A 20,014-nucleotide genomic window follows, 5' to 3' on the forward strand; every position below is an offset into this window, starting at 1 on the left:
TCCCCAGAGCCATCGCCCCGCGCCGGTCACCGTTTTGCCGAGCCCTTGATGGTCGCGGGCAGGCGGTATCGGGCGTCGTCGATCGTCACCTCGATCGCATCCTTGTCGATGATCGTCACGGTCGCCGCCTGCGCGCCGTCGGCCGCGATCACGCCCCGCCCGTCGCGCGTCACGCGCAGCCGGTGGAAGCCGCCATCGGGATGGCGGACCGTCAGCATCAGCCCGTCCTGGGTCTGCGCCCGGTCGATCGTGCAGCGGGTAGTGAAGTCGTCTCCCCCGCCCAGTGCACAGGGAATGCGCCCCTCTGCCGCGCCACGCGCCGCTTGGGCGCGCGCGTCCTGCGCATGCTCCGCCTTGGTCTTGACCGGGCCGGGATCGCAGGCCGCGAGCGGGAGCAGCGCCCCCGCGGCCGCCAGAACTTCAGATATCCGCAAAGACATGCGTTTCGGACTTCGCCCCCGGATGCGTCACCGCGCCCTTATAGGCGGGTCCGACATTCTGCGCATAGCGCCACAGCGCACCCGACTGATAATCATTGGTACGCGGTTGCCAGCGGGTGCGACGCTCGGCCAGCACGTCTTCGGCGACGAGCAGGTCGATCGCTCCCGACTCCGCATCGATGCGGATCGTGTCGCCGTCCTCGACCAGTGCAATGGGCCCGCCCTCAGCCGCTTCCGGTCCGACATGGCCGATGCAGAAGCCGCGCGTCGCGCCGGAGAAGCGCCCGTCGGTGATCAGCGCCACCTTCTCACCCATGCCAAGGCCATAGAGCGCAGCGGTGGTCGACAGCATTTCCCGCATCCCCGGCCCGCCCTTCGGCCCTTCGTAGCGGATCACGACGACTTCACCCTCGGCGATCGAACGCGCCTCGACCGCAGCAAAGGCATCCTCCTCGCAATCGAAGCAGCGCGCCGGCCCCTCGAACTGCAGCCGCGCCATGCCGGCGACCTTCACGATCGCACCATTGGGCGCGAGGCTACCGCGCAGGCCGACAACACCGCCGGTCGGGGTGATCGGCGTCTTGACGTCGTAGATGACCTTCTGGTCCGGATTCCACGTGACCTGATCGACATTCTCGCCCAGCGTCTTGCCCGTCACGGTCATGCATTCGCCATGCAGCAAACCATTCGCGAGCATCGACTTCATCAGCATGTAGACGCCGCCAGCCTCATACATGTCCTTGGCGACATACTTGCCACCCGGCTTCAAGTCGGCGGCATAGGGCGTTGATTTGAATACCTCGGCGACGTCGAACAGGTCGAACTCGATCCCCGCCTCGCTCGCCATGGCGGGCAGATGCAGCGCGGCGTTGGTCGATCCGCCAGTCGCGGCCACGATCCGCGCCGCATTCACGAACGCCTCGCGCGTGCAGATGTCGCGCGGGCGGATGTTGCGCTCGAGCAACTCCATCACCTGATAGCCCGCCGCGACTGCGATCTGCTCACGGCTCGTATAGGGGGCGGGCACCATGTTGCTGTTGGGCAGCGACAGACCGATCGCCTCGCCGACGCATGCCATGGTGTTGGCGGTGTACTGCCCGCCGCACGCGCCGTGCCCGGGACAGGCGACCTTCTCGAGCGCGTGGACTTCGCTGATCGGGCATGTGCCCGCAGCGAACTTGCCGACGACCTCGAACACATCGACCACGGTGACGTCGCGGTCCTGATAGCGGCCCGGCAGGATCGACCCGCCATAGACGAAGATCGACGGGATATTGAGGCGCAGCATCGCCATCATCATCCCCGGCAGCGACTTGTCGCACCCGGCAAAGCCGACCAGCGCGTCATAGCAATGGCCGCGAACGCTGAGTTCGACCGAGTCGGCAATGACTTCGCGACTGACGAGCGAGGATTTCATCCCCTGATGGCCCATGGCGATACCGTCGGTCACGGTGATCGTGTTGAAGCGGCGCGGCATCCCGCCATTGCTCTCAACGCCCTTGCGCGCGGCATCGGCTTGGGCATCCAGCGTAGTGTTGCACGGCGCACTGTCATTGCCCGCGCTGGCGAGCGCGACGAACGGGCGTGCAATCTCTTCCTCGCTCAGCCCCATCGCGTAGTAATAGCTGCGGTGCGGGGCGCGCTCCGGCCCGACGGAGACGTGGCGCGAAGGCAGGCGGGATTTGTCGAAACGGTTGGTCATGCCGCGCCTATGTCGCCGCAGCCCGCCCCTGCGCAAGATGATCGCGCACGAATGTTACCAGTTTCGCGAGAATTTCGCACCAACGCGCTACTCCGTCCGGGTCGGAGATCAAGTCGTTCCGAATTTCGATGCCCAGATAGGGGGTTCCGGTTGCCTCCGCATGCCGGTTCATCGTCGCGTTGAGGATACGCCCCGAATAGGGCTCATTGTCCCCCGTCACGATGCCCTGGGCCGCCAGCCAGTCGACTGCCGGGCGCGCGGCCCGCGCGTCGCGATTGTAGAGCACACCCGCCTCCCAGGGCCGCGGTGCGACGGTCCCGCTCTCAAGTGCAGAGGTGAAGCTGTGGACCGAGACGAGCAGCGCGGGGTGCTGCGCGCGGACCTGCGCCGCGATCGCGCGATGATAGGGCGCGTGGAAACGCGCGATCCGTTGCGCGCGATCGGCGTCGGCATTGCCGGGAATGACATGACCGTCACTGACATGCGGGATGAGGCCCGGGGCATCGACCTCGCGGTTCAGGTCAATTACCAAGCGCGACACGGTGGCGAGCAATGCGGGTCCGCCCAATCGCTCGGCCAGATCCCGGCTCACCGCCGCCGCGCCGATGTCGATCGCGATATGCTTGTCGAGCAACGCGGGGTCGATGCCGAGATCGATATCGCCGGGCACATGGTTGCTGGCGTGATCGCACAGGATCAGCACGTCACCGGTTCCTGCGACCCGCTCCACCACGCTCACCTCTTTCCTCCCAGAAATGCATCGAGCCGCTGCGCAAAGCCGCGCGAGCCGAACGCATTTTCGAACGCCTGGTCATGTCCAGAGGCGTCAGGGTCGCGCAGGATCGACTTCAGCAGCCGCACGGCGTCGGGATCGTTGGCGCAGATCGTCGCCGCCATCGCCCGTGCCTGCTCCGCAGCGTCGCTTGCGCGGCACTGGACCAGGCCGATCCGGACGCCCTCGTCTGCGTTGAACCGATCACCGGTGAACAGCATCCGCGCCGCCTGCCCTGCTCCGAGCCGCGCGCGCAACCGCGCAACATCGCTGGCGGGGTAGCCGATGCCGAGCTTTGCCGGCGTGGTCGCGAACAGCGCCGCATCGCCCGCGACGACGATGTCACACGCCAGCGTCAGCGCGACCGCAGCGCCGAAGCAGCCACCATCGACCGCTGCGATGACAGGAATCGGCAACGCTGCCAAAGCCTCCAGAGCGCGCTCCATGGCCAACCGGAACCGGGTGCGCAGCGCCGGGTCGGCTATCAGGGCAGCAAATTCGGAAAGGTCAGCGCCGGCCGAGAAGACGCCCGGCATCGCGGATTCAACGATCAGCACATGCGCGTCGCTCGCGGCAATGGACGCCGCTGCATCCGCGATTGCATCCCACGCGGCGATCGGCAGCGCATTGCGCGCGCGGCCCCGGTCGAGCGTCAGCACCGCGGTGGCTTGATCGAACTGAATCCGGATCATCGGCGCCCCAGAGGGCGAGGATGGCGCCCGCCCGAAAGCGGGGGCCACCCACGGGCGTCTCGCTCCCGGCGCATGACCCGCCGCGAAACCTCAGCAAGAACGGGGCCAACTGCCAGCGCTCTCCCAGTCAGCCCGCGCGCGGCACCACCGCGTCCCGATATGGGCCAACAACCTGTCACGACAGCACCGTTTCGAGACACCACCAGTCCCGCTGATCGTGGCGCAGGCGCTCGGCCGCAGCCGCGCAACTCGCGCCATCCGCAAAGGTCGCGAAACACGTCGCTCCCGATCCCGACATCCGGCACAGGTCGGCGCCCGGCTGGCGTTCCAGCCACGCGATGGCATCGCCAATCTGTGGCGCGACGGTCAGTGCGGGCGGGTAGAGATCGTTGCGCCCCGCCCTGGCCCGCGTGATCAAATCGCCCTCTGCCGGTATAGGCCCGCGATCCACGCGATCCCACGCCGCGAACACCGGCGCCGTCGCCACGGCCACACCCGGATTGACCAGCAGCACCGGCACATCTGGTGCCCCGTCGATCCACGCAAGCTGTTCGCCGCGACCAGTCCCGATTGCCGTCCGCCCATACAGGCATGCCGGGACGTCCGACCCGAGCCCGTCGGCGACAGCGAACAGGCGCGGGTCGTCCAGCGACACGCCTTCGCGCCGCGCCAGCAGCCGCAGGGTCGCCGCCGCGTCAGCTGAACCGCCGCCCAGGCCCGACGCCACCGGCAGCCGCTTGTCGAGCGTGACCCGCCCCGGCGTGGCCACCCCGAACGCAGCGCCGAACGCGTCGCGCGCGCGGGTCACGAGGTTATCGCCTTCGCCGGCCAGCACGCCGCCGAACGGCCCCTCGACGGCAAAACCCTCGCCGTCGGCATCAAGCCGCACGACATCGCCGTCGCGCACGAACGCGAACAGCGTCTCCAGCTCGTGATAGCCGTCATCGCGCCGCCGCCGCACGTGCAGCGCCAGGTTGAGCTTGGCCGGGGCGGGCTCGATCAGGATCAGTTTGCCGCCATCCTTAGCGTCACGCCGTCAACCAGCTTTCCCGCCAGCCGCGCCTTTTGCGCATCGTCCGCGTTGATCAATGCGGCGCGCCAGGCATAACGCGCTTCGAACCGCCGCCCCGCGCGCCAATAGGCATCGCCCAGATGTTCGTTGATTGTGACGCTGCCCGGCCGACCCTGCGCTGCCTGTTCGAGCAGCGGGAGCGCACGGGCCAGATCGCCACTGCGATAATAGCCCCAGCCGAGCGAGTCCGTTATTGCCGGATCATCGGGACGTAGCCGGTTGGCGCGTTCGAGCAGCGTGACCGCCGCGGTCAGATTTTCTCCGCGCTCGACTTGGGCATAGCCCAGATAGTTCAGCGCGACGGGTTCGTCGGGTGCCAGCTCCACTGCCTTGCGCAGATGCGGCAGCGCTCCAGCCCAGTCCCCCGACCGCTCCAGCGCGCCGCCTAGCTGCAAATGATGAACCCAGTTCGCGTCCGCGCCCGCCTGCGCCAACGCCTCGGCATAGAGCGGTGCAGCATCGGCATCGCGCCCCTGATCGGACAGAAGGTCGGCATAGCGCCGGATATCGCGCACGTCCGCTCCCTTCGCCGTCGCAAGCGATTGCGCCAGCGCCAGCGCCTGAGCGGGATCGCCCTGTTTGCGGCGAAGTTCGATCCGTTCGGCCACGGCTGCACTGTAAAACGGACTGGCAGGCCGTATCGTCCCGAGCACCAGCTGCGCCCGGTCGAACGCGCCCTCCTCGCCCAGTGCCGCAGCGAGCAGCAGCCGGGCGCGATCGTCTCCGGGATCGAGCGACAGCGCGGATCGCGTCAACAGGATCGCAAGCACCTGCGTCTCCTGCCCCTGCAGATCGGCGGCAAGACGCGTCAGCAGGCGGCTGGTCCCGAACGCGGCACCGGGACGCGACGACACCAGTGCCGCGCGCAGCGCCACCATCGTGGGATCGTCCCCGGCCAGCAGTTCATGCGCCGCACGCCGGTCGCCGATTCCGGCCATCAGGTTTGCCGCGTTCCAGCGCAGGTCGATACTGCCCGGGTCAGCCCCCAAGGCGGCCCGCAGCGCGGCCACCCCTTCGTCCCGCCGGTCCGATGCAAGCAACAGCAGCGCGCGGTGCTCGGCGATATAGCGTCGGCTGAGCCCGCTCTCGGACGCGGCATCGAGAATCGCGAACGGATCGCCACCTCGATCGAACGCGAGCCATGCGCGCAGCACCGGCGTCAGGAAATCGAGCGGCCCGGCCCCGATCCGGCCCACCGCATCGTCGGCGGCAAGCTTGTTCTTGGACCGCACCGCATCGGCAAAGGCGAGGATTGCGGTATCCGGCGGCGCGACGTTCGACCGGACCAGCACCGCAGCTGCCCGTCGCGCCAGTGCGAGGTCGCCCGCCGCCAGCGCGTTGCGATAGGCGCGGATCGCGACGACCTCGTCCCCGGGGGCGGCGGTCAACGCCGCAGCATAGCCCGCTGCGGCGGCATCGACCGCACCGTCCGCCGCCGCCGCACGCGCTTTCACATAGGCGCCGAGATCGGCCTGTGCCGCCGCCGGCAACAGAAGCGTCAGCGCTGCCGCCGACCAGACGAGATGCTTACATGTTGGGATAATTCGGACCTCCGCCGCCCTCGGGGACGACCCAGTTGATGTTCTGCGTCGGGTCCTTGATGTCACAGGTCTTACAGTGGACGCAATTCTGCGCGTTGATCACGAACTTCGGTTCGCCGGTTTCCGCGCCGACAATCTCGTAAACGCCAGCCGGACAATAACGCTGAGCAGGCTCGTCATACATTGGCAGGTCGTAGTCGACCGGAATGTTGGGATCCTTGAGCGTGAGATGGACCGGCTGATCCTCCTCATGATTGGTGTTCGACAGGAACACCGACGAGAGGCGGTCGAAGGTCAGCACGCCATCGGGCTTGGGGTAGTCGATCGGCTGCACCAGATCCTTGCGCCACAGGCTCTCGTGATCCGGCTTATGCCCCAGCGTGAAGGGCATCTTGATGCCCCAGCTCTCGAGGAACATGGTGACATTGGCGAGGCCGGAGCCGACCAGGTCGCCGAATTTCTTGACCAGCGGCACCACGTTGCGAACGACGCTCAGCTCCTTGTAGAGCCAGCTCGCCGCAAACGCCTCGGGATATGCGGTCAGTTCGTCGCCCGAGCGGCCGGCGGCGACCGCTGAGAACGCTGCCTCGGCCGCCATCATGCCGCTCTTCATAGCGCCATGCGTACCCTTGATCCGCGGCACGTTGAGGAAGCCTGCGCTGTCCCCGATCAGGGCGCCGCCGGGGAACACCAGCTTCGGGATCGACTGCAACCCGCCGTCGCTGATCGCCCGCGCGCCATAGCTGACGCGCTTGCCGCCCTTCAGGATCTCCGCGATCGCAGGATGCGTCTTCCAGCGCTGCATCTCCTGGAACGGTGACAGATAGGGGTTGGAATAGTTGAGCCAGGTGACGAAGCCCAGCGCCACCTGTCCGTTCGCCTGATGGTAGAGGAACCCGCCACCGTTCGACCCTGCGGTCTCGTTGAGCGGCCAGCCCTGCGTGTGGATCACCCGGCCCGGCTCGTGCAGCGCGGGGTCGATGTCCCACAATTCCTTGACACCAAGGCCATAGATTTGCGGCTCGACGTCCTCGCACAGATTGAACTGGCGCTGGATCTGCTTCGACAGATGTCCGCGCACGCCTTCGCCGAAGAAGGTGTAACGCGCGTGCAGCTCGAGGCCGGGCTGATAATCGGGCTTGCGCGTGCCGTCGCGGGCCACACCCATGTCGCCGGTCGCGACGCCCTTCACAGACCCGTCGTCATTGTAGAGAATCTCGGCCGCGGCAAAGCCCGGAAAGATTTCGACCCCCAGCCCCTCGGCCTGTTCGGCAAGCCAGCGGCACAGGCTGCCCAGGCTTCCGGTATAGGTGCCATCATTGTGCATGAACTTGGGCGTGATGAAGTGCGGAATGGCCCATCTGCCCTTTTTCGATAGCAGCCAATGCTGATTGTCGGTCACCGGTACCTGCGCCAGCGGACAGCCGGAGTCGCGCCATTCGGGCAGCAGTTCGTCCAGCGCCTTGGGATCGATCACCGCGCCCGAAAGGATATGGGCGCCGACCTCGGACCCTTTTTCGAGGACGCAGACCGCAATCTCGCTGCCCGCCGCCTGGGCCAGCTGTTTCAGCCGGATCGCCGCAGCAAGGCCCGCCGGCCCCGCGCCCACGATCACCACATCATACGGCATCGACTCGCGTTCGCTCACTTCCTGTCTCCTCTCGGAACACCGGCGTAACATCTCGTCGTGTGTCCGGCGCATTCCGTCCCTCCCCCGATGAAGGCAGATTGACGCTGGCGTCAAGGCATGACTCTGTGAACCGATGGGTATCGAGGGGGCAACCGACTGGCGCGCCGAAGCCGCAAGCGCACTGAACTGGTGGCGCGATGCGGGCGTTGACGTGCTGGTCGAGGATGATCCGCGCGACTGGACCGCGCGCCCTGCCCCTACGGCACAGCCCGACGCCCCGGTCCGCGTCGCACCCGCCGGCCCCGAACCCGAAGCCCCGTTGCCCGCGACGATCGAGGCATTTCTCGACTGGCGCTATGGCGCAGGGGCTCCCGAGGCGACGATGGGTGAACCGATCGTCGCGGCGGAGGGCGATGCCGATGCCCCGCTGATGGTCATCACCGACCTGCCGGAATTTGACGGCGGCGCCCCCGCCTTACTCGATGGCGCGGCGGGGCGGTTGTTCGACCGCATCCTGATCGCGATCGGCCAGTCGCGCGAGTCGATCTATCTGGTTCCACTCTGCGCCGCGCGCCCGATCACGGGTCAGGTGCCGCGCGATCTTGAGGACAAACTGGCTGAAGTCCTGCGGCATCACGTCTCACTGGTTGCTCCGCCACGACTGCTGTTGCTGGGCCAGGCGACGAGCCGTGCGCTTCTCGGGACTGATGCCGCTGCGGAGGCTGAGGGTTTAACGGCATTTAACTATTCTGGCGGAAAATCGGAAGTCGTCGCGATCCGCCACCCGCGCTTTCTGTTGCGCAGGCCTGCGGCAAAGGCCGACGCCTGGAAGGACCTGCAATTGCTGATCGAGGGGCAAAGCCTGTGAGTGCGCGTATCCTGCTAGCCGCCTGTGCATTGATCGCGCCGTTGACGGCGCATGCGTCGGACGACCGTACATCACCGATCGAGCGGCGCGAGGCGAGCGATGGCGTTCCCGCCCAGCTCGCCCGCGAAGAACGCGATGCCTATCGCGCCGTATACGCCGCGATCCGCGAAGCACGCTGGGCCGACGCGCAAATCAAGCTGGACGCGATGCGCCCCGGCCTGCTCCACGCCACGGCGCGCGCCGAACTCTATCTGGCCAAGGGGTCGCCAAAGGTCGAGTTGCCGCAACTGATGGCATTGCTCGGCGAAGCGCCCGAACTGCCCCAGGCCGAACAGATCGCCCGCCTCGCCAAGCTGCGCGGGGCGACCGAGCTGCCCAGTCTGCCGGCGGCACAGCGGATGATCTGGCATGCGGGTGCGCCGATCCGCAAACGCTACCGCTCGGCCAAGTCGGACGCCGCCGCCGCGCAGGTGGCCACCGCGATGGCGCCGCTGATCAAGCTGGACGACGCATTGGGGGCAGAAGCGCTGCTCGACACCCGCGCCGTCGATCTCGATCCCGAAACGCTCACCGAATGGCGGCAGCGGATCGCGTGGATGTATTACACCACTGGACGCGACGCCGATGCCCGCCGCGTCGCTGCGCTAGCCCAGACCGGGAGCGGCGAGTTCGCGCCGCTGGCCGATTGGGTCCAGGGCCTCGCCGCATGGCGCCAGAATGACTGTGCCGGTGCGCAGGCGGCATTCACCGCCGTCGCGCAGCGCGCCGCCGACACCGAAAAGCGCACCGCCGGCCTCTATTGGGCCTCACGCGCCGACATGGCATGCGGCCGCCCGGATCTGGTCAGCACCCGCCTGAAGAGCGCGGCGCAACATGATGAGACTTTCTACGGCATGCTCGCCCGTCAGGCGCTGGGCATGAAGGAAGCGCCGGTGCGCGCCGAAAAGTTCGTCGCCGCCGACTGGAAGGCGCTCGACCGTCGCCCCAATGTCCGCGTCGCCGCCGCGCTGGCCGAGATCGGCGAGGACTCGCTGGCGAGCGAGGTCATCAAGCACCAGTCGAAGATCGGCGATGCACGCGAACATGCGTCGCTGACCCGCCTCGCCGGTCGCCTTGGCCTGCCGGCGACCCAGCTGTGGCTGACGCATAACTGCCCTGTCGGCGCACGGCCGGTCGAGGAAGCACGTTACCCCGCCCCCGACTGGACTCCGGACGGCGGCTGGCGCGTCGACAAGGCGCTGGTCTTCGCCCACACGCTTCAGGAATCGCGCTTCGACGCCAAGGTGCAAAGCCCGGCCGGTGCCTACGGCCTGATGCAGATCATGCCCGCCGCGGCGACCGATATCGGCCGCAAGCGCGGCGTCACCATCGGTCGTGCCGATCTTTCCCGCCCGTCGACCAATATGGAGGTCGGCCAGTCCTATATCGAACAACTGCGCGATCAGCCCTTTACCGGCGGCCTGCTGCCCAAGGTGATCGCCGCCTATAATGCCGGGCCGACCCCAGTGGCGAACTGGAATGCGCAGATCCGCGACAAGGGCGACCCGCTGCTCTACATCGAGAGCATTCCGTACTGGGAGACGCGTGGCTACGTCATGACCGTTCTGCGCAACTATTGGATGTATGAAAAGCAGGCCGGTCGCGACAGCAGCAGCCGTGCGGCGATGAGCCAAGGGCTGTGGCCCAAGGTGCCGGGCAGCAACGGCGCAACGGCGGTGCGAATGACTGCTTCGGTGCCCCAGGACGACCGCGTGACCGGTGCCAATTGACGACAGCATCGCGTTCCGGCCGGTCCGGATCGCAATCCTCACCGTTTCGGATACCCGGACGCTGGCGGACGACCGCTCCGGCGACACGCTGGTCGATCGCCTGACCGGCGCGGGCCATGAACTCGCCGACCGCGCGATCATCCGCGACGACACCGACTTGATCGTAGCCCGGCTGCACAGTTGGATCGACGACGAGACGCTTGATTGCATCATCACCACCGGCGGCACCGGCGTTACCGGTCGCGACGTCACGCCCGAGGCGCTGGAGCGCGTCGCCGACAAGATGATCCCCGGCTTTGGCGAACTGTTCCGCTGGCTCAGCTATGCCAAGATCGGCACGTCCACCATCCAGTCGCGCGCCACCGCCTGCGTCGCGCGCGGCACCTATATCTTCGCGCTTCCCGGATCGACCGGCGCGGTCAAGGACGGCTGGGACGGCATCCTGGCCACCCAGCTCGACATCCGTCACCGCCCCTGCAATTTCGTCGAGCTGATGCCGCGCCTGCGCGAACGCTGAGCGACGGAGCACGACATCACGCAGCCATTTGTTCTTTCTTTGTTCCGGCAGGCGCGTTATGATACGCCATGGCCAATCCCCGCCCGGTCCGCGGCGCGACGCAAAACCGCGAAAGCAGTCGCTTCGCCTTGCCGATGCGTGAGGCCGACGGGGACTGGCTGGACGCACGGGAAGATATCGACGGCGCTGCTCCCCCGCTGCGCACCACCGTCACCGTCGAGCATCCGCGCACGATCCTGTCGCGCAACCAGTCTCCCGACATCCCGTTCGACCGATCTGTGAACCCCTATCGCGGCTGCGAGCATGGCTGCATCTATTGTTTCGCGCGGCCGACCCATGCCTGGCATGACCTGTCCCCGGGGCTCGACTTCGAAACGAAGCTGTTCGCCAAGCCCGACGCCCCGGCCCTGCTCCGCGCCGCGCTGGTGAAACGCGGCTATGTGTGTGAGCCGATCGCATTCGGCACCAATACTGATCCCTATCAGCCGATCGAGGCGACCTGGCGGATCACGCGCGACTGCATTGCCGTGCTGGCCGAGTGCAACCATCCGATCACCATCACCACCAAGTCCGACCGGGTTACGCGCGACATCGACTTGCTCGGCCCGATGGCGGCAAAGGGGCTGGCGGCGGTGATGCTGTCGATCACCTCACTCGACCCAAAAATCGCGATGACCGTCGAACCCCGCGCCCCGCACCCCGAACGCCGCCTGTCCGCCGTGGCGAAGCTGCGCGCCGCCGGCATCCCGACCTTTGTTTCACTCTCCCCGGTCATCCCTGCAATCACCGACCACGAGATCGAACACATCATGGAGCGCGCAGCGGAAGCCGGAGCGCTGGGCTGCTTCTTCCTCCCCGTCCGCCTGCCGCACGAAGTCGCGCCGCTGTTCCGCGCGTGGCTGGAAGAACATTTCCCAGACCGAGCGGCCAAGGTCATGGCGACGATCCAGTCCCTGCGCGGCGGCCGCGATAACGATCCCAATTTCCACACCCGCATGCGCGGCCAAGGCCCCTGGGCGGAGCTGCTGCGCACCCGCTTCCGGATTGCAGCGAAACGGTTCGGGCTCGACCAGCCCTTCCCCCCGCTCCGTCGCGACCTGTTCCGCCCACCCGCGGAGGATCAGGGGGAGTTGTTCTAGGCCAGGATGACGCGTGCGCTGTCCCGGCGGATCGCGACCCCGTTGGTTTCCAGCAATTGGGCGATGAACGCTGCCGGATCGGGCATGCCGCGGTCGAGGAACATCCGCACCTCTGCCGCACCCACCCCGTCTACCGCTGTGAATGCGCCGATCCAGTCGTCGGCAGTCACCAGTCCCGTTTTCCGGTTCGGTTCGATCAGGGTTTGCAACCACGAGAACAGGTCGCTCTTGGCATCGCGTTTTCGCGCAGCCCCTTCGGCCGCCATCATCAGCACCGCGCCGCAATCGTAATTCGCGCGATGTTCGCCGCGCTCCAGCGCGCCCGACAGCGGCTTGCTGCCATTGACGGCGATGCACGCGTCGATCGAACGCTGCAGCCGTGCGCGCACATCATAGGCCGGGTCGTAATGCGCCAGAGCGCGCACTGCCATCAGGTCGGCGGCGCCCTCGGTCATCCAGGATTCGCTGCGGCGTTTGGCACGCACGGTCTGGCCCATCCAGAAATGAGCGCCCTCATGTCCGATGAACCATCGCGTCTGCGCGATCAGGGCAGGCTTGGGGTCGACCATCCCTGCGCCCTTCAGGTTCATCACCACCATGCCGTCAAGCACGCTGCCGCCCTGCGACACCCCCTTGAACGCGGTGCCGCCCCATGCGGCGAGCAATGTCGGCCGTGCACCTGCCGGTTTTCCCAGGCGTTGCGTGTAGAAATCGAACAGGCGCGGTGTGAACCGGTCCAATTCGTCGCGCGTCCACTGGGGCAGGCCCGGGTCGATGATACCGACAAAAGCGGGCGTCGCGGCGGCGCGTGCGGGTCCGGAATAGATGTAGCTTTGCTGCTTTTCGAGCTTCAGCTTGACCGCGTCGCGGTACAGCTTGCCCTCGAATAACAGCGCCTTGCCCGGGTCGCGGACCGTCAGCCGCGTCGCCACCTGTTCGAACGGAAATCCGTTGAGGTCGAGTGGCAACTCCTTCGCCGCTGCGCTCGATGCCAGCGGCGCAAGCAGGTGATGATCGCTGTAAATGCCGACCCCGCCGTCGGAGAAGGCGAGCACCGGCTGATAATCGGCGATGATCGGATCCGCATAAGGCGTGACCCGAATGCGAACCGAGCTCAGTGGGCGCCCATCCCCCACCAGCACGTCATAATGCCCGATGCGCTCAAGGCGAACGCCCGGCGTCTCGACCTGCAAGCTCCGTGCACGCCACGGTTTGCCATCGAGGGCGTTGGACGAGCGAACGAAGAACCATGCCGGTGCGGCGCGCGCGAATCGGTATTCGAGCAGCCACGCGCCGTCGCTAGCGCGGCTCAGCACAACGTCGGTCGGCCCTTTCGGCGCGTTCGCTGCAGCTTGATGCCACGGGGCCAGCGTTGCGCAGACCAACACCAGCAGCGGGATGAATGACCGAATGTTTCGCATCCGGCGTGTATTACATGATTAACACGGCGCGGCAAGATGTTGTCGCCGGGAGCGGGCTTGGGCCGAATACGCACCGGCTTGCCTTGCTCCACGGACAAGGCGATGCTGGGGGCATGGCGAAGGCACGCTGGCCCGATCTGCTCTGGTGGCGACACGCGGCGCTGTACGGCGTGCTGCTCGCCCTGTCGGCAGCGCTGTTGCAGTGGCTCGATTATCGCTGGCTGGCTCGAACCCTGTCGTTCGAATTTTATCTGCTGCTCGTCGCGATCGGCTTTCTCGCACTCGGCCTTTATGTCGGCGCGCGTGTGAACGGGCACCCGGCCCCCGTGCGCGAGCCCGGCAACCCGGACGCTCGCAAGTCGCTCGGGGTGAGCGAGCGCGAGATGGCGGTGCTCCTCGAACTCGCGGCGGGTTACTCGAACAAAGAGATTGCCCGTCGGCTCGACGTGTCGCCGAACACGGTGAAGACGCATGTCGCGCGCCTGTTCGAAAAGCTCGGCGCGCGACGCCGCACCGACGCGATCGCGCGGGCGCGGGAGATCGGGCTGCTATCCTGAACGAAATTGGGGTGAGCGAGGCCAAATCACCCCTTTGGGCGATTGCTCCAGGTACGTTGCGGATCGCAACTGGCGGCCGCCTGAAGCAAGAGGAGGAACCACCATGCAGCGTATCATTCTGACCTATGGCGTGATCGCCGGTTTTGTCGTCGCCATTCCGCTCTTCCTGATGGGCACGCTGATGGCCGACAATCCGCCCAGCGGCGCTGTCGGCATGGCAATCGGCTATCTGATCATGCTGATCGCCTTCACCGCCATTTTCGTCGCGGTGAAGCGGTATCGCGACGATCGCTGCGGCGGGGTGATCCGTTTCCTCCCCGCGCTCGGCATGGGCGCGGCAATCGCGCTGATTGCCAGCCTGTTCTACGTCGTCGCGTGGGAGGCGGTGCTGGCGATCAATGGCGGCGACTTCATCGCGGATATGAGCGCGCGGATGCTCGAAGAACGCCGCGCCGACGGAGCAACGGCCAGCGAGTTGGCTGCTCTGCAGGCGCAGATGACGCAGATGCAGGGACTCTACGCCAACCCGATGTTTCGCGTGCTGATCACCCTGACCGAAATTCTCCCGATCGGCCTGCTCGTCGCGCTGGTCGCGGCCGCCACGCTCGGCTCCCCGCCCCGCCCGTTTCGCAAACGCCGGGCCTGACCGTTACCGGCGGCGGGTCACCCCGCCGCCGCAAAGCGGAAGTCGCGATACTGCTCGCGCAGCGCCGTCTTGAGCAGCTTGCCCGTCGCGGTGTGCGGCAGTTCGGCGACGAACTGGATTTCATCGGGCAGCCACCATTTCGCCACCTGCGTGGCCAAATGCTGCTGCACCTGCTCCGCCGTCACCTCGCTCCCCGGTTTGCGCACCACCAGCAACAGCGGGCGCTCGTCCCATTTGGGGTGATGGATGCCGATCGCCGCAGCCTCCGCCACGCCGGGACAGCCGACCGCGGCATTTTCCAGCTCGACCGAGCTGATCCATTCGCCGCCCGATTTGATGACATCCTTGGCCCGGTCGGTGATCTGCATGATGCCGTCAGGATGCAGCACCGCGACGTCGCCGGTGTCGAACCAGCCATCCTCGGTAAGGCACGGGCCGTTCGCGTCCTGGAAATACTGCTTGATGATCCACGGCCCCTTGATCTGCAGCCGCCCCGAACTGACGCCATCGCGCGGCAGCAGCGTCCCGTCCTCATCCACCGTGCGCAGCTCGACGCCGAACGGCGCGCGCCCCTGAAACACCGTCTTTTCGACCTTCTGCTCGAAACTCAGATCGTCCCAGTCGTGCGTCGGCGCGCCCATCGTCCCGATCGGTGAGGTCTCGGTCATGCCCCAGGCATGGTTGACCCGAGCGCCCATCTTCATGATCCGCTCGATCATCGCGCGCGGCGCGGCCGAACCGCCGATCGTCACGACCTTCAGATGCCGCGGCGCTTCGCCGGTCGCGTCGATGTGCTGGAACATCGCGAACCACACCGTCGGCACGCCTGCGGTGTGCGTCACCCGCTCGCGATTCATCAGGTCGCACAAGGTCTTGCCGTCATTCACCGCCGACATGACCAGCTTCACCCCCGCCATCGGCGCGGCAAAGGGCAGGCCCCAGCCGACCGCATGGAACATCGGCACCACCGGCAACACCACCGCCTGGGTCGACAGGTCGAACACCGCCGGCTGCAGCTCCGCCATCGCATGGATCATCGACGAGCGATGCGTGTACAGCACCCCCTTCGGATTGCCCGTCGTGCCGCTGGTGTAGCAGAGCATGCACGGCTCGCGCTCGTCGCCCTCGACCCAGCTGTAATTGCCGTCCTCGGCGCCGATTACGGCCTCGAAGCTGTCCGGGCCGTCACCATCGAACACGATATAATGCTTGATCGTCTTCCATTGCGGCTTCAGCTTGTCGACGATCGGCTGGAACATCCGGTCATAGATCAGAACCCGATCCTCGGCATGGTTGCCGATATAGGCGAGCTGATCTTCGAACAGGCGCGGGTTGACCGTGTGGACAATCCCGCCCATGCCGATCGTGCCGTGCCATGCAACGAGGTGACGGCTGTGGTTCATCGCGAGCGTCGCCACGCGATCGCCCTTGCGGATTCCGCGCCGTTCCAGCGCCTGCGCCAGCTTGCGGCTATCCCGCGCGATGCCCGCCCAGTTCGTCACCGTCTCACTGCCATCGGCCCAGCGGCTGATGATCTCGCGCGATCCGTATTCGCGCTCGGCATGCTCGATCACCCGAGGTACCCGAAGCTCGAAATCCTGCATCGCGCCCAGCATCGCTCTCTCCTTATCTATACGGCTTTCCGTATTCGTAAGGCCATCCTGTCCGTTCGAGCGCAGGGATGCAAGGGGTCGGTATCAGCTCGCCAGCGCCAGCCTCGGCTGCTCGGTCGGCTTGAGTTCGGCGCGCTCGATCCCCGGCAATCCCTCGATCCGCGTCGCCAGTTCGCCGTCGAGCCGGAAGTTGCGTCCCAGAACCAATTCCGCCTCCCCGCCATCGGGCAGCGGCGCGTCGATCACCACCTCGCACCGCCCGCCGCGCGCATCCTCCAGCAGCTTGGCGACCGCCGCCAGCGCCCCGGCTTCACGCACCGCCATGCGCAGTGTCAGGCGCACGTCCTTCGCCATCCCCTCGAACGGCTGCACCTTGCGCACCGTCACGCGCGCACTGTCCTCGCCCGGTCGCCGGTCGAGCTCGACGGTCAGGATGCCGCACCCGCCAACGCGCGCCGCCTCCTCCATCTCTTTGGCGGTGAACTCCTCGAAGCAGGTGCACGGCACCGTCCCGCTCGCGTCGGACAGCGTAGCCATCATGTACCGCTTGCCGCGCGCAGAGGTGCGCCAACGCGCATCCTCGATCAGCGCGGCAATCGTCGCACCGGCGCGCCCGCCCTCGGCAATCTCGATCTCGTTGAGGCTGGCGATGCTCCGCGCCGAGTGCAGTTTGGCGAGATGCTGGTAGCGGTCGAGCGGATGCGCGGAGAAGAAGAAGCCGAACGCCTCCTTCTCCGCCTCGATCCGCTGGCCCAGCGTCCAGTGCGCGCTTTTGGGCAGCTGAATCGCCGATCCCACCGGCTCGGCCTCACCGAACAGGCCGCCCTGCCCGCTGGTGCGGTTCTCGTGCGTGCGCTGCGCCACCGCCATGATCGTCTCAGCGGCAGCATGCACCTTGGCGCGATCCGGCGCGACGCTGTCGAACGCCCCCGCCCCGGCCAGTGCCTCGACCTGTCGCTTGTTGAGAAGGCGCGGGTCGACCCGCCGCGCGAAATCGTCCAGGCTCTGGAACCGGCCTTTGGCCTGTCGCTCCTCGACCAGAAGCTCCATCGCCCGCTCGCCCACGCCCTTCAGACCCGCCAGCGCATAGCGCACGGCGAACCCGTCGCCATGTTCGGCCACGGAAAACTCCGCTTCGCTCGCATTGATGTCGGGCGGCAGGCAGGGCGTGCCGAGCCGCTTCATATCCTCGACGAACACCGCCAGCTTCTCGGTCTGGCCGAGTTCGAAGCACATTGAGGCCGCATAGAATTCATGCGGATAATGCGCCTTCAGCCATGCCGTATGGTATGCAAGCAGCGCATAGGCCGCCGCGTGCGACTTGTTGAAGCCATAGCCCGCGAACTTGTCGATCAAATCGAACAGCTCGTTCGCCTTGGCTTCGGAGATGTTGTTGACCTTGGCACAGCCCTCGACGAACAGCGCGCGCTGCGCGTCCATCTCCGCCTTGATCTTCTTGCCCATCGCTCGGCGCAGCAAATCCGCGCCGCCGAGCGAATAGCCGGCCAGGATCTGCGCGGCCTGCATCACCTGTTCCTGATAGACGAAGATGCCGTAGGTTTCCTTGAGGATCCCCTCCAGCAACGGGTGCGGATACTCGATTGGCTCCAAGCCCTGCTTACGCCGCCCGAACATCGGGATATTGTCCATCGGACCCGGGCGATAGAGCGAGACGAGCGCGATGATGTCGCCGAAATTGGTCGGCCGCACCGCCGTCAGCGTCCGTCGCATCCCTTCGGATTCGAGCTGGAACACGCCCACCGTCTCACCGCGCTGGAGCAGCTCGTACACCGCCGGATCGTCCCAGCCGAGCGCGGCCAGATCAATACTGATGTTGCGCGCGGCGAGCAGGTCGACCGCCTTTTGTAGCACCGACAGGGTCTTGAGCCCGAGAAAGTCGAACTTCACCAGCCCCGCGCCCTCGACATATTTCATGTCGAACTGCGTCACCGGCATGTCAGACCGCGGGTCGCGATACAGCGGCACCAGCTCGGCCAGCGGTCGGTCGCCGATCACCACGCCCGCCGCGTGGGTGGATGAGTGGCGCGGCAGCCCCTCCAGCCGCATGGCTAGGTCGATCAGGTGACGGACATCGCTCGCGCCATCATATTCCGCCTTGAACTCGCTCACCCCGTTGAGCGACCGCGACAGCGTCCACGGATCGGTCGGGTGGTTGGGCACCAGCTTCGCCAGCCGATCGACCTGCCCATAGCTCATCTGCAGCACGCGGCCGGTGTCCTTGAGCACCGCGCGCGCCTTCATCGTTCCAAAGGTGATGATCTGCGCGACCTGGTTGCGCCCATATTTCTGCTGGACGTAGCGGATCACCTCACCGCGCCGGGTTTCGCAAAAGTCGATGTCGAAGTCGGGCATCGACACGCGTTCCGGGTTCAGGAAGCGCTCGAACAGCAAGCCCAGAGCCAGCGGGTCGAGATCGGTGATCGTCAGCGCCCAGGCGACCACGCTGCCCGCACCCGAACCGCGCCCCGGACCCACCGGGATCCCGTTCGCCTTGGCCCATTTGATAAAGTCCGCGACGATCAGGAAGTAGCCGGGGAACCCCATCTGAACGATGATGTCGGTTTCGAACGCCAGTCGGTCGCAATATTTCTGCCGCTTGACCGGATCGGTGATCCCCGCCGTCTCCAGCCGCGCCTCCAGCCCGGCTCGCGCATCGGCGCGCAGCTGCGCCGCCTCCCCCTCGATATCGCCGGCCAGGCTGGGCAGGATCGGCTTGCGCTTCGGCGCGGCAAAAGCACAGCGCTGCGCGACCACCAGCGTATTGTCGATCGCCTCGGGCAAATCGTCGAACAGCCGCTTCATCTCGGTCGCGGGCTTCATCCACGCATCGGGCGAGGAGCGCTGGCGATCGTCGCTCGCGACATAGGCAGAGCCCGCAATGCACAGCATCGCGTCATGCGCCTGATGAAAATCGGGCACGGCATAGCAGGCGGGATTGGTCGCCACGATCGGCAGGCCACGGTCATAGGCCAGGTCGAGCAGCTTGGGCTCGGCGCGCCCCTCTACCTCGTCCAGCCGCCGGATGATTTCGATGTACAGCCTATCGCCGAACAGCGCCTGCAGCCGGTCGGCATAGGCCAGCGCCGCCTCATCCTGCTCCTCGGCGAACAGCCGCGCCAGCCCGCCCTCTCGCCCGGCGGTCAGCGCGATCAGCCCGTCGGTGCGCCCTTCCAGCGCCGCAAAGGGCACATGCGCGTCCTTCTCGATCGGCCGGTCGAGATGCGCCATCGACACGAGGTGGCAGAGATTTTCATACCCCGTGGCATCCTGCGCAAACAGCGCCAGCCAATCGAGCGCCGGCGTCACGCCATCTGGCACATCCGGCCGCTCGACGCATAGCAGCGATCCGACGATCGGCTGCACCCCGGCCTTCTTCGCTGCATCCGAATAGGACATGGCAGCATAGAGCCCGTTGCGGTCGCACAGTCCCGCCGCCGGAAAGCCCAGCTCCCGCGCGCGCGAAGCAATCGCCTTCGGCTCGATTGCACCCTCCAGCATCGTGTAGGCGGAAAAGACGCGAAGGGGCACGAAACCGGAATGAGGCATGGGGCGGTTATAGGTGCGCGAACCCGCGAGGGTCAAAGCAACCGGTCGTGTTTTCCACAGCTAATCGT

The 20,014-nt window shown here is 66.5% G+C and carries 16 protein-coding genes; 6 read left to right on the top strand and 10 right to left on the bottom strand.

Annotated elements, in window-relative coordinates; genetic code table 11:
- Window positions 1-26: 26 nt before the first annotated feature.
- From ACO05N_RS14670 to ACO05N_RS14700, 7 genes are all read right to left on the bottom strand, one after another.
- A complete protein-coding gene (locus tag ACO05N_RS14670) occupies window positions 27-440 on the bottom strand; it encodes a hypothetical protein (protein WP_422057811.1) in 414 nt (137 codons plus the stop codon).
- Window positions 421-2,142 carry a dihydroxy-acid dehydratase gene (gene ilvD, locus ACO05N_RS14675; RefSeq protein ID WP_422057812.1) on the bottom strand — a complete coding sequence of 574 codons (1,722 nt, stop codon included), beginning with the start codon at window positions 2,140-2,142 and terminating at the stop codon, window positions 421-423. The genes ACO05N_RS14670 and ilvD overlap by 20 nt, the downstream gene beginning before the upstream one ends.
- Window positions 2,143-2,149: 7 nt before the next feature.
- Window positions 2,150-2,881 (bottom strand): N-formylglutamate amidohydrolase, encoded by a 732-nt coding sequence (locus ACO05N_RS14680; RefSeq protein ID WP_422057813.1) that lies wholly within the window; start codon window positions 2,879-2,881, stop codon window positions 2,150-2,152.
- Window positions 2,878-3,606: an enoyl-CoA hydratase/isomerase family protein gene (locus tag ACO05N_RS14685; protein WP_422057814.1), complete on the bottom strand. Its 729-nt coding sequence runs from the start codon at window positions 3,604-3,606 to the stop codon at window positions 2,878-2,880. Before ACO05N_RS14685 ends, ACO05N_RS14680 begins: the two co-directional genes overlap by 4 nt.
- A 175-nt stretch (window positions 3,607-3,781) precedes the next feature.
- A complete protein-coding gene (locus tag ACO05N_RS14690; RefSeq protein ID WP_422058762.1) occupies window positions 3,782-4,612 on the bottom strand; it encodes a 4-(cytidine 5'-diphospho)-2-C-methyl-D-erythritol kinase in 831 nt (276 codons plus the stop codon).
- Window positions 4,612-6,168, bottom strand: a complete 1,557-nt coding sequence (locus ACO05N_RS14695; RefSeq protein ID WP_422057815.1) for a tetratricopeptide repeat protein — start codon at window positions 6,166-6,168, stop codon at window positions 4,612-4,614. The genes ACO05N_RS14690 and ACO05N_RS14695 overlap by 1 nt, the downstream gene beginning before the upstream one ends.
- A gap of 37 nt (window positions 6,169-6,205) precedes the next feature.
- Window positions 6,206-7,867: an electron transfer flavoprotein-ubiquinone oxidoreductase gene (locus ACO05N_RS14700; protein WP_422057816.1), complete on the bottom strand. Its 1,662-nt coding sequence runs from the start codon at window positions 7,865-7,867 to the stop codon at window positions 6,206-6,208.
- A 115-nt stretch (window positions 7,868-7,982) separates the two neighbouring features.
- Here ACO05N_RS14700 and ACO05N_RS14705 point away from each other — a divergent pair, with 115 nt between their 5' ends.
- The 4 genes from ACO05N_RS14705 to ACO05N_RS14720 all read left to right on the top strand — a co-directional run bounded on the left by ACO05N_RS14705 (window position 7,983) and on the right by ACO05N_RS14720 (window position 12,142).
- Window positions 7,983-8,717 carry a uracil-DNA glycosylase family protein gene (locus ACO05N_RS14705; RefSeq protein ID WP_422057817.1) on the top strand — a complete coding sequence of 245 codons (735 nt, stop codon included), beginning with the start codon at window positions 7,983-7,985 and terminating at the stop codon, window positions 8,715-8,717.
- The gene (locus ACO05N_RS14710; protein ID WP_422057818.1) at window positions 8,714-10,486 is read left to right on the top strand and encodes a transglycosylase SLT domain-containing protein; all 1,773 of its coding nucleotides are present in this window, start codon (window positions 8,714-8,716) and stop codon (window positions 10,484-10,486) included. The genes ACO05N_RS14705 and ACO05N_RS14710 overlap by 4 nt, the downstream gene beginning before the upstream one ends.
- The gene (moaB, locus tag ACO05N_RS14715) at window positions 10,476-11,003 is read left to right on the top strand and encodes a molybdenum cofactor biosynthesis protein B (protein ID WP_422057819.1); all 528 of its coding nucleotides are present in this window, start codon (window positions 10,476-10,478) and stop codon (window positions 11,001-11,003) included. The genes ACO05N_RS14710 and moaB overlap by 11 nt, the downstream gene beginning before the upstream one ends.
- A 68-nt stretch (window positions 11,004-11,071) precedes the next feature.
- Entirely contained in the window at window positions 11,072-12,142 is a 1,071-nt protein-coding gene (locus ACO05N_RS14720; protein WP_422057820.1) for a PA0069 family radical SAM protein, read from the top strand.
- Here the strand turns inward: ACO05N_RS14720 and ACO05N_RS14725 are convergent.
- Complete coding sequence (locus tag ACO05N_RS14725) at window positions 12,139-13,563, bottom strand: hypothetical protein (RefSeq protein WP_422057821.1); 1,425 nt, start codon at window positions 13,561-13,563, stop codon at window positions 12,139-12,141. The two genes, ACO05N_RS14720 and ACO05N_RS14725, sit on opposite strands and share 4 nt — an antisense overlap.
- A 113-nt stretch (window positions 13,564-13,676) precedes the next feature.
- Here ACO05N_RS14725 and ACO05N_RS14730 point away from each other — a divergent pair, with 113 nt between their 5' ends.
- On the top strand, window positions 13,677-14,120 hold the full coding sequence (locus tag ACO05N_RS14730) for a response regulator transcription factor (protein WP_422057822.1): 444 nt from the start codon (window positions 13,677-13,679) through the stop codon (window positions 14,118-14,120).
- Between the two features lie 103 nt (window positions 14,121-14,223).
- Complete coding sequence (locus tag ACO05N_RS14735) at window positions 14,224-14,766, top strand: DUF4199 domain-containing protein (RefSeq protein ID WP_422057823.1); 543 nt, start codon at window positions 14,224-14,226, stop codon at window positions 14,764-14,766.
- A 17-nt stretch (window positions 14,767-14,783) separates the two neighbouring features.
- Here ACO05N_RS14735 and ACO05N_RS14740 read toward each other — a convergent pair whose 3' ends face one another.
- Window positions 14,784-16,382 (bottom strand): long-chain fatty acid--CoA ligase, encoded by a 1,599-nt coding sequence (locus ACO05N_RS14740; RefSeq protein ID WP_422057824.1) that lies wholly within the window; start codon window positions 16,380-16,382, stop codon window positions 14,784-14,786.
- Between the two features lie 81 nt (window positions 16,383-16,463).
- Window positions 16,464-19,946 (bottom strand): DNA polymerase III subunit alpha, encoded by a 3,483-nt coding sequence (gene dnaE / locus ACO05N_RS14745; protein WP_422057825.1) that lies wholly within the window; start codon window positions 19,944-19,946, stop codon window positions 16,464-16,466.
- Between the last annotated feature and the right edge of the window lie 68 nt (window positions 19,947-20,014).

The organism is Sphingomonas sp., assembly GCF_965227385.1.
Classification (GTDB): Bacteria; Pseudomonadota; Alphaproteobacteria; order Sphingomonadales; family Sphingomonadaceae; genus Sphingomonas.

What these genes read in the sequence shown, in the direction of transcription:
- ACO05N_RS14670 (WP_422057811.1), bottom strand. Translation starts at nt 440, where the DNA reads ATGTCTTTGCGGATATCTGAAGTTCTGGCGGCCGCGGGGGCGCTGCTC.
- ilvD (WP_422057812.1), bottom strand. Translation starts at nt 2,142, where the DNA reads ATGACCAACCGTTTCGACAAATCCCGCCTGCCTTCGCGCCACGTCTCC.
- ACO05N_RS14685 (WP_422057814.1), bottom strand. Translation starts at nt 3,606, where the DNA reads ATGATCCGGATTCAGTTCGATCAAGCCACCGCGGTGCTGACGCTCGAC.
- ACO05N_RS14705 (WP_422057817.1), top strand. Translation starts at nt 7,983, where the DNA reads ATGGGTATCGAGGGGGCAACCGACTGGCGCGCCGAAGCCGCAAGCGCA.
- ACO05N_RS14720 (WP_422057820.1), top strand. Translation starts at nt 11,072, where the DNA reads ATGGCCAATCCCCGCCCGGTCCGCGGCGCGACGCAAAACCGCGAAAGC.
- ACO05N_RS14725 (WP_422057821.1), bottom strand. Translation starts at nt 13,563, where the DNA reads ATGCGAAACATTCGGTCATTCATCCCGCTGCTGGTGTTGGTCTGCGCA.
- ACO05N_RS14730 (WP_422057822.1), top strand. Translation starts at nt 13,677, where the DNA reads ATGGCGAAGGCACGCTGGCCCGATCTGCTCTGGTGGCGACACGCGGCG.
- ACO05N_RS14735 (WP_422057823.1), top strand. Translation starts at nt 14,224, where the DNA reads ATGCAGCGTATCATTCTGACCTATGGCGTGATCGCCGGTTTTGTCGTC.
- ACO05N_RS14740 (WP_422057824.1), bottom strand. Translation starts at nt 16,382, where the DNA reads ATGCTGGGCGCGATGCAGGATTTCGAGCTTCGGGTACCTCGGGTGATC.
- dnaE (WP_422057825.1), bottom strand. Translation starts at nt 19,946, where the DNA reads ATGCCTCATTCCGGTTTCGTGCCCCTTCGCGTCTTTTCCGCCTACACG.